We start from the raw sequence: 14,224 nt of genomic DNA on the forward strand, positions 1-14,224 counted from the left end.
CGGGCGCTGTTTTACAGCTGAAGACGGTGTATGACCTGACGGCTGTCTTCAGGATCGTGGTGGGTTTCGAACTTCAGCGCCCGGGCCAGTTCGCGCATCGGTTCGTTGCTGGCAACGTCGACCGAATACATCTGGCGGAAGCCGTTCTGGCGTGCAGCCTTGATCAGATGCTCCATCAACAGCGTCCCCAGGCCCAGGTGTTGCCATTCATCGGCAACGGTGACGGCGCATTCGCATTCATGCTCGCCGGTGGCGGCATAACGGCTGATGCCGATTTCGATCAGTTGGCCGTTTTCATGCACCAGCGCGATGAACGCCGTGCGCTGCCGGTTATCGGTGTCCATCAGTTGGTCGAGCATTGCCGGGCCGGGCTCGCTGATCTGCGCCAGAAAACGCATGTGCCGGGACTCGGGCGACAGGCGCTTGATGAAGGCGTATTCACGCTCGCGATCCTTTTCCGCCAGCGGACGGATCAACACATGACGCCCATCCTTGACGGCCTCGATCCAGTGTTGCCCGGAGACTGCGGCGTAGGCCGCCACGGCTCGATCGTTGTGGTCTTTGACTGTAAGCATGGGGTAATCCTCCATCCGGTTTGAAAGGCTGACACGGGTTGAGCAACGGTTGTTTTTGATGGTTTTACGCCGTCGCCGAGGCCAGCATCTGATCTGGATCAGACACACGCGAACGCGTCACTCAATGGCCGTTGGTTGATGTAAATCAACGTCGGGCAGTGGGCCGCGAGCGCAGGCTGGAACCTTGCCGGTCGTGCAACGCCGGTGCCGAGCGGAGGTGTGTGATGGGGCAATATCAACGTTTGCTGCTGGTCGCCGACCAGACCCTGCATCAGTCACCCGCCATGCTGCGCGCCATGGCGCTGGCCAAGGCGAGCGGGGCGGCGCTGGACGTACGGGCCTTTGTCGAACCGGTGCCGGTTGCGCATCTGTGGGAAGAAAGAATCGACGAAGTCGACGCTCAGCGCTATTTGCGGCGCTACCGCCGCTGGATCGCCGATGAGGTCGAACGACTCAACGGCCATGGCCTGAAGGTCACCGTCGATGTGGTGTTCACTACGCACCCGTTGCTGGAAATTCTCAGGACCGTGCAGGCACTCAAGCCCGATCTGCTGATCAAGGATGTGGCGCTGGAGCCAGTGCTGAAACGGGTGTTCATCACGCCACTCGATTGTCACTTGCTGCGTGAAAGCCCGGTGCCGGTGCACCTGGTCAATCAGATTCGCTACGCATTACCGCATCGAGTGGTCGCGGCGGTGGATCCGTTCGATCCGGCCACGCAGATCAACGGCTTGAACGACACCATCATCCAGACGGCCAACGCCCTGGCCTTGCAATGTGACGCGCCGTTGCACTTGTTGTACGCCTATGACCTGTCGGCGGCATTCAACGGTGACGCACCGCTGGTGACCGGTGGCTGGAACGGCAACTTTGTCGAAGAACTGCGTGAGTCGCTGCATCAGGCTTTTGTGACCCTGGCCGATCGTCATGGCGTACCCCCCGGAACGTCGGCATTTCGCCATGGGCTTGCCGGTGCCGGTGATCAGTGAATTTGTCGAGCAGTACCTGGCTGACGTGGTGGTGATGGGTACGGTGCATCGGGTCGGCGTTGACCGGTTGATCGGCAGCAACACCGAGCGGGCACTGTACTCGGTGCCGGGCAGCATTCTGGCGGTCAGGCAACGGGCCCCTAGCGATTGACCGGCCGGGGCCGGCCTCAGTGCGGCGAGCGGTGGCAGCCGGCAACCAATTGCTTGAGGCCGTCCATGTTCTGGATTCGCACGTCGCGGCCGCTGATTTCCACCAGCCCCTGATCCCGCAGGTGAGCGATGCCCCGGCAGATGGTTTCCAGACGCAGCCCGAGAAAGGAGCCGATTTCCTCACGGCGCATTTTCAGCACGAAATCCTTCGCCGAGTAACCGCGCAGGCTCAAGCGTTGTGACAGGTTGAGCAGAAACGCCGCCAGCCGCTCATCCGAGTTCATGTTGCCCATGAGCATCAACATGCTGTGGTCGCGCACGATTTCACGGCTCAGCAACCGATTGAGGTTGTGCTGCAGTGACGGCAGGTTCTGCGCCAGTTTTTCCAGCTGCGCAAAGTGGATCGGACAGACCTCGCTGTCCTCCAGGGCAAAGGCATTGCAGGCATGCTCGTCGGCGCTGATGGCGTCCAGCCCGAGCATCTCGCCGGGGATGTGAAAACCGGTGACCTGTTCACGGCCGTCCACCGACAGCATGCTGGTCTTGAACGAGCCGATTCGCACGGCATACAACGAGCGCAGCGGATCGCCCGTGCGGTACAGCGCGGCCCCCTTTTTGACCTTGACCCGTTGCACGATCAGCGTGTCCAGGCGCTCGACTTCTGCACCGCTCATGCCGATCGGCAGACACAACTCCAGCACACTGCAGTTGGAGCACGCTGTTTTGAGGTGGTGCACAGGCAGAGCAAGTTTTTCGGACATGGGAGGGTTCACGCGGTTGGGGGTGGGTTAAGCATAGGTGCCCCGCATACGGACATCGATTTCATTTAACAACCGCCTGCGCCAGCTGACGAACGGACGAAAGCGCAGTGCGGGGAACGCAGCTGCGCCATTGCTTGATAAAAATCAGAACCCTCGCAAGGCACCGTCGGATACTGGCCGGGCAAGTGGTCACTACTCGATCGACAGGGATGTCAGGCTGGCCCTCAGGCCAGTACCGCACTGCCAGGATGAGGTTCGTATGCTCAGATTCAAGCGAATGCTGTTGATCGCGCCTGCCGAAATGGTTCGCACCCCGGCCTTTGATCGCGCGATGGCTCTGGCCCAGGCAACCGGTGCGGCGCTGCACATCGTGGCGTTCGATTATGTGCAGGCGCTGGCAGTGGCCGGTCTGTTTGATCACGATGCGATGGCCCAGGCACGCGAGGGTTATTTGCAAGTGCACCGGCACTGGCTGGAGCAACAGGCCCGGTTCCACACCCGCTGCGGCGTGCAGGTCAGCAGCGAAGTGGTCTGGGCCAGGGCCACGCCGGCGCATCTGCTGGAGTACATCAACGACTATCGGGCCGATCTGGTGATCAAGGATACCCATCATGTCCCGGCGCTGAATCGGGCATTCCATCGACCGCTGGACTGGCTGTTGCTGCGCGACTGTCCGGCCCCGGTGCATCTGGTCACCGAAGCCCGTCATCCTCTGCCGCTGAAAATGCTCGCTGCCATCGATCTGTCGCATCTGGAGGATCTGACCCAAGGCCTCAATGACCGCATCCTCGATCTGGCCGCCACGCTGGCAAGCGCTTGCGGCGCCGAGTTGCACCTGCTCAACGTCAGCAACTGGTCGGTGCTGGGCGATGCGGCGATGAGCGTGCCGACGCTGAGTCTGGATCACAGCCTGTGCGAGGCGATCAACGACACCCAGCAAGAGGCGTTTGATGCGCTGGCGGAGCGTTACGCAATCGAAGCTCGACGCCGACACCAGATGACCGGGATCCCGCACAAGGTGATCGAACAGTTCGCTCGCCAGAATGCGTTCGACCTGCTGGTGCTCGGAACCGCCTACCAGCAGGGCCTCGACGGCTTCATCGGCGCGACGGTCGAGAGTGTCCTCAACCGGGCGCCGTGCAGTTTGATGATCGCCAAACCTTTACCCGAGGTGAATTGAGACGGAAGCAGACAAGGCCGATCCGGGTCATGGGATTGTCCGTTATGAGTTGACAGTGAAACGCTTTTCAACCGATTTATCGGTTTCGGTGGTGTCAGTAATCTGTGCCCATGTTCAACGCAACGCCAACCACCACAACCAAGAAAAGGGAATCAAACATGAGCACTGCAACCTACAACCGCCTGAACAAAGACGACGCCGTAGTCCTGCTGGTCGACCACCAGACCGGTCTGATTTCTCTGGTTCAGGATTTCTCGCCAAACGAATTCAAGAACAACGTGCTGGCACTGGCCGACCTGGCGAAATTCTTCAACCTGCCGACCATCCTCACCACCAGTTTCGAACAAGGCCCCAACGGCCCGCTGGTCCCGGAACTGAAAGAAATGTTCCCGGACGCGCCGTACATCGCCCGCCCAGGCCAGATCAACGCCTGGGACAACGAAGACTTCGTCAAGGCGATCAAGGCCACCGGCCGCAAGCAGATCATCATTGCCGGTGTCGTGACCGACGTCTGTGTCGCATTCCCGACCCTGTCGGCACTGGCCGAAGGCTTCGACGTATTCGTCGTCACCGACGCCTCCGGCACGTTCAACACCACCGTTCAGCAAGCCGCCTGGAACCGCATGACCCAGGCCGGCGCTCAAATGATGAACTGGTTCTCGGTCGCCTGTGAGCTGCACCGCGACTGGCGCAACGACATCGAAGGACTGGGCAATCTGCTGTCGCAGCGGATTCCGAACTACCGGAACCTGATGAACAGTTACTCGGCGTTGACCGCGCAGCAAAAGTGACTGCAGCGTTGTGAATGTGAAAGCCTGCCCTGAAAAGCAGGCTTTTGTTTTTCGGTTTCAGTCTGCTGCAGGCGTGTCGAATCACTCAAACGTAATGAAAATTCGCAGGGAAAAGGGACGCTTCAAAACAGACACTCACTCAATGGGCTGCGCTCTATAAGTTTTATAGAGCCGCTGAACCTCAGGATCATCCAGCTTTCATAGGTGATGCCCTCTTTATCCAGACCATCCAGTCCTTTTATGCCGCCAATCATTTCAGGCCACTCTTCACGGCTGGAGATGTCAATGATGAAAGGTGTCAGGTAACGATCCAGATGACCTTGGAAAGGATCTCGAATCTCGTCACTGAGGGCTCGCAGATATTCATCTTTGCTTGTCATTGCCCAGTTGATGGCGAATTTGGTCCGAAAGCACAGCTCCATGTATACGAGCAGGATCGTGCGTCCATTGCCGTCCAGAAAAGGGTGCGCAGAAGCCAACTGACCCATGACTTCCCCGGGCCGAGCACGGAAGCGCTTTTTGTTTGCCGCGAGTTCGAGGGCGTATTCGACGGAGCGTTTGATCAAGTCGGGACGCTCAAATATCGTGTGATGAGGATCATCTTTCGATCCCTTGAAAACTGCCAGATGGGGGACTAGCTCATTCCTGTCTTTCCCCGCCCAAGGGTAAAAACCTGCGAAAAGTATTTCGTGTGTTTTCAGGACTGCCTTGTAGTCAATGGGCTTTTTCTTGGCGAGGTAGGCGAGAGCGTCGTCGATACTGGCTTCAAATGAGAGGTGCTCGGACTCTTTGACTTCAATGGGATCTTTGAGTTTGAGCGAGTTCTGAAGATAACCTTCAGTCTCAAAATCGCCAAAGGGGTAGAAACTCATGCACTGAGTTGCTTTTTGCAACGCCTTTTTTCCTGCAGGTAGCGGCCTTGGAGGGCCATGATTTCTGTTTTGCTCAAAACGCCTTTTCTTTTCAGGTTGACGAGCAATTGCTCAACACCGTCCAGTTCCACGACATCACCGGCCAGGCGCGTGATGGTCACCGCCATGCAACTGAGGTTGTCACGATCGGCGGTAACCTTGTGGGCTTTGGCAAGCAGGCGAACTTCAGTCGCGACGCTCTGAGTGGCTGATCTGGTCATTTGGAACCCCCTCGTTTTCTCTGTCGGAGCATAGCACGGCGTCGTTTCTGTGAGCGTGCCGGCTAACGTTCGGCTATCTGGGAAGGTACGTAAAGAAAGCAGGCTCTATTCGTCTGCGCCGCTGCATTGATGCACGCTACCCTGCGCGATGAACCGAGCGCTGACATCTGCGGTTTTTTTGATCAGACTCAGCTGGGTATTCCCAGTCGTTTACGGCTAATCTGCGCACTCGCTGACGACAACAAGACAACAACAGGAGTCACTGATGCAACCGATCCGTCTCGGTCTGGTGGGCTACGGCAAGATTGCCCAGGATCAACATGTTCCGGCGATCAACGCCGATCCCGGATTTCGTCTGGTGGCGGTCGCCACGCAAGGTAAACCCTGTGCCGGGGTGGAGAACTTTCACTCGTTGAGCGAGTTGCTGGAACATGGCCCGGAGGTGGATGCGATCGCGTTTTGTACGCCGCCGCAAGGACGATTCGCACTGGTGCAGCAGGCGCTGGCCGCCGGCAAACATGTGTTGGTGGAAAAACCGCCGTGCGCCACGCTGGGCGAGGCGATGGCTTTGGTCAATCAGGCCCGGCAGCAGGACGTCAGTGCGTTGTTCGCCTGGCATTCGCGCTACGCCCCCCGGTATTGAAGCTGCCCGTGACTGGCTCGCCAGTCGCACCTTGCAAAGCGTGCAGATCGACTGGAAGGAGGACGTGCGCAAGTGGCATCCCGGGCAGACCTGGATCTGGCAACCCGGTGGTCTGGGCGTTTTCGATCCGGGCATCAATGCCCTGTCGATTGTCACCCGTTTGCTCGCGCAGCCACTGTTTGTCGAGTCCGCCGAACTGCGGGTACCGGACAACTGCCAGTCGCCGATTGCCGCGTCGATCAAGATGTCCGATGCCAGCAGACTCGACGTGCAGGCCGAGTTCGATTTCGACCACGGTCACGACGAACTCTGGAGTATCGAGATTCGCTGCGCCGAAGGTGTGCTGCGTCTGGACAACGGCGGAGCGTTGCTGAGCATCGATGGCGTGCGCCAAGTGGTGTCGGAAGAGGGCGAGTACACGCCGGTGTATCGACACTTCCGGCAACTGATTGGTGATCGGGCCAGCGATGTGGATCTGCAGCCACTGCGGCTGGTGGCGGACAGTTTCGTTGTCGGCAGCCGGGTGGCAGTCGAGCCGTTTTATGATCCGGCACGCTGATCAGTTGAAGCGGGATAGCGGTTGTGCGATGACGGCGAACCTCAGCGTCAGGCCTAAGCTAATGCAAAAAGGGTATTTGTTTGTGGTTTTTAAGATCGTTTAGTTTTGTCTCACGACGAATCAAACGCATCAAACCGATAGACCCCCGATTGCCATGACGGCACACGCTGAATCGATCAAAGGCTCTTCAGGTTTGGTTCACACGGGAGTGAATCATGCCGCATACCCTCGATATCACCACGCTGCCGACGCTGGACCTGTCATTGTTCGAAGGCACCGCGCAACAGCGTTATGAATTTCTTGAAAACCTGCGTCACGCCGCGCGTGACGTCGGCTTTTTCTATCTCACCGGCCATGGCATCGACAGCGACCTGCTCAAGCAGGTGCAGGATCACGCCCGGCAGTTCTTCGCCTTGTCCGAGCACGAAAAAACCGCCGTCGGCATGATCAATTCGCCGCACTTTCGCGGGTACAACCGTGCCGCTTCCGAGATCACCCGTGGTCAACCCGACTGGCGTGAGCAATTCGATCTCGGCGCCGAGCGTGAAGCGTTGCCGCTGGACGCGGACAGCCCGTTGTGGGCGCGCTTGCAGGGACCCAACCAATGGCCGGCGGCGCTGCCAGAACTGAAACCGCTGCTGCTCGAATGGCAACAGGCGATGACGCGCATGGCGTTGCGCCTGCTGCGTGCCTTTGCCCAGGCGCTGTCGCTGCGGGCGGACGCGTTCGATCAGTTGTACGGCGACAAGCCCAACGAACACATCAAGTTGATGCGCTACCCAGGCCAGGCCGCCAGCGCGAGCCAGCAGGGCGTCGGCGCGCACAAGGATTCCGGGTTTCTGAGCTTTCTGCTGCAGGACCAGCAGGCCGGTCTGCAAGTGGAGGTCGAAGAGGGGCGCTGGATCGATGCGTTGCCTCGCGACAACACGCTGGTGGTAAACATCGGCGAACTGCTGGAGCTGGCCACCAACGGTTATCTGCGCGCCACGGTGCATCGGGTGGTGTCGCCGCCCGCAGGCAGCGAGCGTTTGTCCATCGCCTTTTTCCTCGGCGCGCAACTCGATGCCGTGGTGCCGCTGTACCCGTTGCCCACCGCGCTGCTGCGCGAAGCGCGTGGCCCGGCGAGTGATCCGCTCAATCCGCTGTTTCGCGATGTCGGCTGGAACTACCTCAAGGGCCGGCTGCGTTCGCACCCCGACGTCGCCCGGCGCTTCTATGCCGATGCGCTGATGCCCGCCGCACCGGCTCGCAAGACCGTCAACGCCTGATTCATCACTCGCTCAAGGACTCCGCACATGTTGAAAAAAGCAGGTTTGACCCTGGCCGTGCTCGGCGCGCTGGTGACTTCGTTCGGTGCTCAGGCGCTGGAGCCGTTGCGGGTGGCCGCTGATCCGGTGCCCCACGCGCAGATTCTCGCGTATATCCAGACTATCGATCCGCAACTCAACCTCAAGGTCATCGAGATTCCCAACGGGGTGAACTCCAACGAGCTGTTGGTGCACGGCGATGTCGATGCCAATTACTTCCAGCATCTGCCGTACCTGAAATCCCAGGAACAAGCGCTGGGGCAGAAACTCGCGGTGGCTGCCACGGTGCATATCGAGCCGCTGGGCATCTATTCGCGCCGGCACAAAAGCTTCGCCGAGGTGCCGGAAAAAGGCACCGTCGCCGTGCCCAACAACGTCACCAACCTGAGCCGTGCGCTGTACCTGTTGCAGGACAACGGGTTGATCAAACTCAAGCCCGGCTTCAAGGATCCGGCGGCCGATCAGGCCACGCCCAAGGACATTGCCGAGAACCCGAAACAGCTGAAGATCCTGGAAATCGAATCGCCGCAGATCCCACGGGCGCTGGACGACGTCGACCTTGCGGTGATCAACGGCAATTACGCACTGGAAGCCGGACTGGTGCCGGCCCAGGATGCGCTGGGGCTGGAGAAGGCCGAGCACAATCCGTACGCCAACATTCTGGTGACCACGCCGAAACTGCAAAACGATCCGCGCATCGCACAACTGGCCAAAGACCTGACCTCGCCGCAAGTGGCGAAATACATCAGCGATAACTTCAAGGGTTCGGTGATTCCAGTGGAGGATGCCAAGCCATGATCGTCGTCGAGCAGTTGAGCAAGACCTACCCGTCGGCGCCGGCGCCGGCACTGGATCAGGTGTCACTGAGTATTCCCGACGGCGCGATCTACGGCATCCTCGGGCGCAGCGGCGCAGGCAAGTCGACCCTGTTGCGCTGTCTCAATCTGCTCGAACGCCCGGACAGCGGGCAAATTCTCATCGACGGCGTGGACCTGCTGACCTTGACGCCCAGCGACCTGCGTCGCCAGCGGCAGCGCATCGGCATGATTTTCCAGGGCTTCAATCTGCTGCATTCACGCACCGTGTTCGACAACATCGCCGTGCCGCTGGAGATCGCCAACGTCGGCAAACCGTGGCGCCATGTGCGGGTGCGCGAGCTGCTGGAACTGGTCGGTTTGACGGACAAGGCGCAAGCCTTTCCCTCGCAGTTGTCCGGTGGGCAAAAACAGCGGGTGGGGATTGCCCGCGCCCTGGCAGCGGAGCCTGCGTATCTGCTGTCGGACGAAGCCACCAGTGCACTGGACCCGGAAACCACCGCGTCGATTCTTGACCTGCTGCGCGATATCAATCGGCAACTGGGCGTGACCATTGTGCTGATCACCCATGAGCTGGACGTGGTCAAGTCGATCTGCGATCACGCAGCGTTGATGGCCGACGGGCGCCTGGTCGAGTCCGGCCCGGTGCCGCGTTTGCTTGCCGATCCGCAGTCGAGTCTCGGCACTTCGTTGCGTCCGACCTGCGGCCTGCCGCTGGGCCACGACATCCCCGGGCTCAGCTTCCTCAAGCAATACGGCGTGCGAGCGGCTCAGTCATGAACCGCGCGATCAACTGGGCTGAAATCCTGCAACTGCTGTTCAACGCCACCGGCGAAACCCTGTACATGGTCTTGCTTGCCGGGCTGTTCACGCTGCTGATCGGTTTGCCGCTCGGGGTGTTGCTGTTTGTCAGTCGCCGCGACGGACTGTGGCCGCTGCCACGGCTCAATGCCGCGCTGGGTTCGCTGGTCAATCTGGGGCGCTCGCTACCCTTTGTGGTGATGTTGATTGCGCTGATTCCGCTGACGCGTCTGCTGGTCGGCACCACCCTCGGCAGCACCGCGGCGGTGGTGCCGATCACCATCGGCGCGTTTCCGTTTTTCGCGCGGATCGTCGAGAACGCGCTGGACGAAGTCGACAAGGGCCGGATCGAAGCGATCCTCGCCATGGGCGGCGATATCCGCCATGTGATTTGCAAAGTGCTGCTGCCCGAAGCGCTGCCGGCCCTGCTGGCGGGGATCACCCTGACGCTGGTGATGCTGATCGGTTTTTCTTCCATGGCCGGGGTGATTGGCGGTGGCGGCCTCGGTGATCTGGCGATCCGTTACGGCTATCAGCGTTTCAACAACGAAGTGATGGTCGCCACCGTGGTGGTGCTGGTCATTCTGGTGCAGGGCGTGCAGAGCCTGGGCGACCGGCTGGTGCGTTCGCTGGCCCATCGACGTTAAGGAATATTATGAGTGTCGTCGTGGCCCGCGCGCCGCTGATTCAGGTGCGTGAACTGAGCAAGCGCTTCGGCTCGAGCAGCGCCCTGGATCGCGTCAGCCTGCAGATTCATCCCGCCGAAGTGGTGGCGTTGCTCGGTGCCAACGGTGCCGGCAAATCGACGCTGGTGAAGATTCTCGCCGGCAGCCAGCGCGCTGATAGCGGCGAGATTTACATCGACGGCCAGCCCCGGCAATTCAGTTCGCCGCTGTCGGCCCGTCGGGTCGGAATCGTTGCCGTGCATCAGCAGATCAATGAGGGCATTGCGCCCGGTTTGAGCGTGGCGGAAAACCTCCTGCTCGATGAGTTGTGCAGGCCCGACGCGGACTTCTGGCTCAACCGCCAGCGCCTGCTGGAGCGCGCCGCGAGTATCGCCGCCGGGCTGGGCCTGAAATTGCCGCTGGAGCAGCCGATTGAACACCTGGGCCAGGCCGAACGGCAGTTGGTGGTGCTGGCGCGGGCCTTTGCCCTGCAGCCGCGTCTGCTGATTCTTGATGAGCCGACCGCCGCGTTGTCGGATGCCGAGGCGCAGCGGCTGTTCGGGCTGATTGACACCCTGCGCAGCCGTGGCGTGGCGATTCTGTACATCTCCCATCGCTTGTCCGATCTGCAACGGGTGGCGGATCGCGCCATTGTCCTGCGCGATGGTCGACTGGCCGGGGGAATTCAGCGCACGGCAGTTGCCGGAAGCGGTGCACGCCATGCTCGGGCAGGCGCTGGACGGGCATGTCTACACGCCCGGCAGCGTGGGCCGAAAAGTCATTGGTGTGCGCGGTTTGCAGATTTTGCCGCGCTCCAGGCGTTTCGATTTCGACCTGTACCAAGGCGAAGTGGTGGTGCTGACCGGGCTGCTCGGCGCCGGCAAAAGCGAGATGGCCGAAGTGCTGTTCGGTTTGCGCAAAGCCGTGGCCGGCAGCCTGCAACTCGATGGCATGGAGTGGCTGCCGGGTTCGCCAAGGGACGCGATCCACAGCGGTGTATTTCTCGCGGCGGAGGATCGCGCCAGTCAGTCGCTGGTGCCGGATTTCTCCCTGCGCCGCACCCTGACGCTGCCGTTTCTGCAGCGCTTCACCCGTGCCGGTTTCATTCGCAACCGCGCCGAAGCCGCAGCAGTCGAGGCGCAAGTCGCGGCGCTGGGGATCAAGACTGCCGGCATCGAGGTGCCGATGAGCGCGCTGTCCGGCGGCAATCAACAGAAAGTTGTGCTGGGTCGCTGGCTGCTCGGGGCAGGGCGGGTGTTGATTCTCGATGAGCCGTTTCAGGGCGTCGACGTGCGCGCCCGTCGCGAGATCGGCCAATTGTTGCGCGACACTGCCGGCGGCCGGGCAACCCTGGTGATTTGCGCCGATGTCGATGAAGCCCTGGAAATCGCCGACCGCATTCTGTTGGTGCGCGATCACGCGGTGGTCGGCGAATACCCACGTGCCGGTCTTGAGCGCGCGACCCTGGTCGCTGCGCTGGCCGGTAGCGACGCTAGCGAAAATCCCTTTCATGCCACGCCAAGGAGCAGAGCGAGTGCCTGATTCGAGTTCATTGTTGTCGTCCGCTACGGCACCCGCCGAGCGCCTGCTGCACGCGCTGATCCGCTACGGCCTGTTGTGGCTGTTGGCGCTGATCGTGGTGTTTTTCAGTGTCGCGGAGCCGGCGTTTTTGCGCGTCGGCAATCTGTTCAGCATCTTGCAGTCGGTGTCGATCGTTGCGCTGTTGGCCCTCGGTGTGACCCTGACCATGGCCGTCGGCGGACTTGATCTGTCGATCGGTGCGGTGGCGGCGATGAGCCTGATGATCGCCAGTTACGTGATGGTGGTGCTCGGCTGGGGCGCGGTGCCGGCGGTGCTGATCAGTCTGGGCGGTGGCGCACTGGTCGGGCTGCTCAATGGCTGGCTGATCGTCAAGCTGCGGGTGCCGGATATTCTCGCGACGCTGGGCAGCATGTTTCTGGTGATCGGCGTGCAACTGATTCCCACGGGTGGGCGCTCGATTGCGGTGGGCATGACCTTGCCCAGTGGTGTGGAAACCGAAGGCAGCTTCAGTGCGGCGTTTCTAGCGCTGGGACGTGGGCGTTTGTGGGAGGTGGTGCCGGTGCCGGTAGTGATCACCGCGCTGCTGGCGCTGGCGGTGTGGCTGTTTCTCGAGCGCACGCGCATTGGCCGATTGTTCTATGCGATTGGCGGTAACGAGCAGGCAGCGCGATTGTCAGGCGCGCCAGTGCAGCGCTTCAAGTTGCTCGCGTACGTGCTCTCGGCGTTGCTCGCCTCGCTCGGCGGGTTGATGTTGGCGGCGCGCCTGGGTCGGGGTGATGTCAGCTCCGGCAACGGTCTGGTGCTCGACGCCCTCGGCGCGGCGCTAATCGGTTTTGCCGTGCTCGGCGCGAAGAAGCCCAATGCGTTCGGCACGTTGGTCGGCGCACTGTTGGTGGCGTCGCTGCTCAATGGCCTGACCATGCTCAACGCGCCGTATTACGCGCAGGATTTCGTCAAGGGACTGGTGCTGGTGCTGGCCCTGATGTTCACCTTCGGCCTCGCGCATCGGGCGCGCTGAGCCGGTTCATTTGTCGCTGCAAGGAAGATGTATGCACGGTTCAATCAAGCAGTTCGCACGCCACTGCCTCGCCGGCGCGGTGCTCTCGGCGTTGGCTTTGAGCGCACAGGCCAAGGCATTGCCGGGTGCTCCGGCGCCGTTCGACAAGGGCCAGGTGCAGATCGCGCTGGTCGGTTATCTGTTTTCCGGGGACTTTCCCGAGGCGTACCTGCGCGGCGTGGAGAAACAGACCGAGGCGCTGGGGGCCAATCTGCGGGTGTTCGATGCGCGGCAGCAGGCGGCGAGTCAGGGCGAGATGATCGATCAGGCGATCGACCTCGGGGTCGACGGGATCATCGTGCAACTGGGCCTGGCGGAAACCCTCAAGGGACCGATTGACCGGGCGATCGCCAAAGGCATCAAGGTGGTAGCGTTCGACGTTGACCTGAACAGCCCGCAAGTGACTCAGGTCGAGCAGGATCACCATGCACTGGCGCGACTGGCGCTGGATCAGGCAGTGAAGGACAACGGCACGCGGTTCGATGCCGGTTACGTGTACATCAGCGGCTTCACGCCGATGGAGCGCCGCGACGAGATCTGGAGTGAGGTGAAAAAGACCAATCCGGGCATCATCGAGAAGGCGCGGTTCGGCACGCTCAATCCGCCGATTGCCAACTCGGTGGCGGATCAGGCCAGCGCAGTGCTGCGGGCCAACCCGGATATCAGCGTGATCTTCGCGCCGTTCGACGAGTTTGCCAAAGGCGCGAAAATCGCCGTCGACGAGGCCGGGTTGGGGCGCAAGGTGAAGATCTACAGCGCTGACATTTCCACCGCCGACATCCAGATCATGAAAGAACCGGACAGCGCCTGGGCGGCGACCGCAGCGGTCAATCCGCAAGTGGCAGGGGCGATCAGCGTGCGCAGTCTGGCAATGTTGATTGCCGGCGAAAATCCGGGGCATCAGGTGCTGGTGCCACCGACCCTGATCACCCGTCAGCAACTGCTCGATCTGGACGTGAAAAACGTTCGCGACCTAGCGCAGAAACTCCCGGCGTTCGGTGATACCGCCAACGTGGCGCGGGCGGAGTGGATTCCTGTGGCGAACTGAAAAATCTGTATTCATCCACCGATCCCTGTGGGAGCTGGCTTGCCAGCGATAAGGTCCGTTCAGCCACCTTATTTATTGACTGATACACCGCTTTCGCTGGCAAGCCAGCTCCCACAGGTTTTGTGGCGTGCACCAATCCGCTGATCGACACAATCCACTGTGGGAGCGGGCTTGCCCCGCGAAGGCGCCGGTTCAGTCGATAAAGACGT

General features: G+C 61.0%; 11 protein-coding genes and 4 pseudogenes. 11 read left to right on the forward strand and 4 right to left on the reverse strand.

What is annotated here, in order from left to right; genetic code table 11:
- Window positions 1-11: 11 nt before the first annotated feature.
- Entirely contained in the window at window positions 12-575 is a 564-nt protein-coding gene (locus HT737_RS27345; protein WP_121185891.1) for a GNAT family N-acetyltransferase, read from the reverse strand.
- 224 nt (window positions 576-799) lie between these two features.
- Here HT737_RS27345 and HT737_RS27350 point away from each other — a divergent pair.
- Window positions 800-1,715, forward strand: a pseudogene (locus HT737_RS27350) (universal stress protein).
- A 16-nt stretch (window positions 1,716-1,731) separates the two neighbouring features.
- On the opposite strand, the gene fnr reads toward HT737_RS27350, so the two are convergent.
- Window positions 1,732-2,475 (reverse strand): fumarate/nitrate reduction transcriptional regulator Fnr, encoded by a 744-nt coding sequence (gene fnr / locus HT737_RS27355; protein ID WP_182404381.1) that lies wholly within the window; start codon window positions 2,473-2,475, stop codon window positions 1,732-1,734.
- Window positions 2,476-2,734: 259 nt separating this feature from the next.
- Between fnr and HT737_RS27360 the strand changes: the two genes are divergently transcribed.
- Both HT737_RS27360 and ycaC read left to right on the forward strand, forming a co-directional pair.
- Window positions 2,735-3,655 carry a universal stress protein gene (locus tag HT737_RS27360; protein WP_182404382.1) on the forward strand — a complete coding sequence of 307 codons (921 nt, stop codon included), beginning with the start codon at window positions 2,735-2,737 and terminating at the stop codon, window positions 3,653-3,655.
- Window positions 3,656-3,813: 158 nt separating this feature from the next.
- Window positions 3,814-4,446, forward strand: coding sequence for an isochorismate family cysteine hydrolase YcaC (gene ycaC / locus HT737_RS27365; RefSeq protein WP_041074995.1), 633 nt, complete (start codon window positions 3,814-3,816; stop codon window positions 4,444-4,446).
- A 135-nt stretch (window positions 4,447-4,581) separates the two neighbouring features.
- Here the strand turns inward: ycaC and HT737_RS27370 are convergent.
- Together HT737_RS27370 and HT737_RS27375 are read right to left on the reverse strand one after the other, a co-directional pair.
- Window positions 4,582-5,318: pseudogene (locus HT737_RS27370) on the reverse strand (Fic family protein).
- Window positions 5,315-5,578: a hypothetical protein gene (locus tag HT737_RS27375; protein ID WP_041074997.1), complete on the reverse strand. Its 264-nt coding sequence runs from the start codon at window positions 5,576-5,578 to the stop codon at window positions 5,315-5,317. Before HT737_RS27375 ends, HT737_RS27370 begins: the two are co-directional and overlap by 4 nt.
- Before the next feature lie 265 nt (window positions 5,579-5,843).
- Here HT737_RS27375 and HT737_RS27380 point away from each other — a divergent pair.
- The 8 genes and pseudogenes from HT737_RS27380 (at window position 5,844) to HT737_RS27415 (ending at window position 14,015) form a co-directional block, all read left to right on the forward strand.
- Window positions 5,844-6,780 (forward strand): annotated as a pseudogene (locus HT737_RS27380) (Gfo/Idh/MocA family protein).
- 215 nt (window positions 6,781-6,995) lie between these two features.
- On the forward strand, window positions 6,996-8,048 hold the full coding sequence (locus HT737_RS27385) for an isopenicillin N synthase family oxygenase (RefSeq protein WP_182404383.1): 1,053 nt from the start codon (window positions 6,996-6,998) through the stop codon (window positions 8,046-8,048).
- 27 nt (window positions 8,049-8,075) lie between these two features.
- Entirely contained in the window at window positions 8,076-8,885 is an 810-nt protein-coding gene (locus HT737_RS27390) for a MetQ/NlpA family ABC transporter substrate-binding protein (RefSeq protein ID WP_182404384.1), read from the forward strand.
- Window positions 8,882-9,682 (forward strand): methionine ABC transporter ATP-binding protein, encoded by an 801-nt coding sequence (locus tag HT737_RS27395; RefSeq protein WP_182404385.1) that lies wholly within the window; start codon window positions 8,882-8,884, stop codon window positions 9,680-9,682. The genes HT737_RS27390 and HT737_RS27395 overlap by 4 nt, the downstream gene beginning before the upstream one ends.
- Complete coding sequence (locus HT737_RS27400) at window positions 9,679-10,350, forward strand: methionine ABC transporter permease (protein ID WP_145595627.1); 672 nt, start codon at window positions 9,679-9,681, stop codon at window positions 10,348-10,350. The genes HT737_RS27395 and HT737_RS27400 overlap by 4 nt, the downstream gene beginning before the upstream one ends.
- 8 nt (window positions 10,351-10,358) lie before the next feature.
- Window positions 10,359-11,910: pseudogene (locus HT737_RS27405) on the forward strand (sugar ABC transporter ATP-binding protein).
- Entirely contained in the window at window positions 11,903-12,928 is a 1,026-nt protein-coding gene (locus tag HT737_RS27410) for an ABC transporter permease (protein WP_182404386.1), read from the forward strand. The pseudogene HT737_RS27405 and the gene HT737_RS27410 overlap by 8 nt, the downstream one beginning before the upstream one ends.
- A gap of 31 nt (window positions 12,929-12,959) precedes the next feature.
- A complete protein-coding gene (locus HT737_RS27415; RefSeq protein ID WP_182404387.1) occupies window positions 12,960-14,015 on the forward strand; it encodes a substrate-binding domain-containing protein in 1,056 nt (351 codons plus the stop codon).
- The last annotated feature ends 209 nt before the right edge of the window (window positions 14,016-14,224 follow it).

Origin of the sequence: Pseudomonas sp. MD195_PC81_125 (assembly GCF_014060985.1) — a bacterium.
GTDB classification, from domain to species: Bacteria; Pseudomonadota; Gammaproteobacteria; order Pseudomonadales; family Pseudomonadaceae; genus Aquipseudomonas; species Aquipseudomonas parakoreensis.

What these genes read in the sequence shown, in the direction of transcription:
- HT737_RS27345 (WP_121185891.1), bottom strand. Translation starts at nt 575, where the DNA reads ATGCTTACAGTCAAAGACCACAACGATCGAGCCGTGGCGGCCTACGCC.
- HT737_RS27375 (WP_041074997.1), bottom strand. Translation starts at nt 5,578, where the DNA reads ATGACCAGATCAGCCACTCAGAGCGTCGCGACTGAAGTTCGCCTGCTT.
- HT737_RS27415 (WP_182404387.1), top strand. Translation starts at nt 12,960, where the DNA reads ATGCACGGTTCAATCAAGCAGTTCGCACGCCACTGCCTCGCCGGCGCG.
- HT737_RS27385 (WP_182404383.1), top strand. Translation starts at nt 6,996, where the DNA reads ATGCCGCATACCCTCGATATCACCACGCTGCCGACGCTGGACCTGTCA.
- HT737_RS27395 (WP_182404385.1), top strand. Translation starts at nt 8,882, where the DNA reads ATGATCGTCGTCGAGCAGTTGAGCAAGACCTACCCGTCGGCGCCGGCG.
- HT737_RS27400 (WP_145595627.1), top strand. Translation starts at nt 9,679, where the DNA reads ATGAACCGCGCGATCAACTGGGCTGAAATCCTGCAACTGCTGTTCAAC.
- HT737_RS27390 (WP_182404384.1), top strand. Translation starts at nt 8,076, where the DNA reads ATGTTGAAAAAAGCAGGTTTGACCCTGGCCGTGCTCGGCGCGCTGGTG.
- fnr (WP_182404381.1), bottom strand. Translation starts at nt 2,475, where the DNA reads ATGTCCGAAAAACTTGCTCTGCCTGTGCACCACCTCAAAACAGCGTGC.
- ycaC (WP_041074995.1), top strand. Translation starts at nt 3,814, where the DNA reads ATGAGCACTGCAACCTACAACCGCCTGAACAAAGACGACGCCGTAGTC.
- HT737_RS27360 (WP_182404382.1), top strand. Translation starts at nt 2,735, where the DNA reads ATGCTCAGATTCAAGCGAATGCTGTTGATCGCGCCTGCCGAAATGGTT.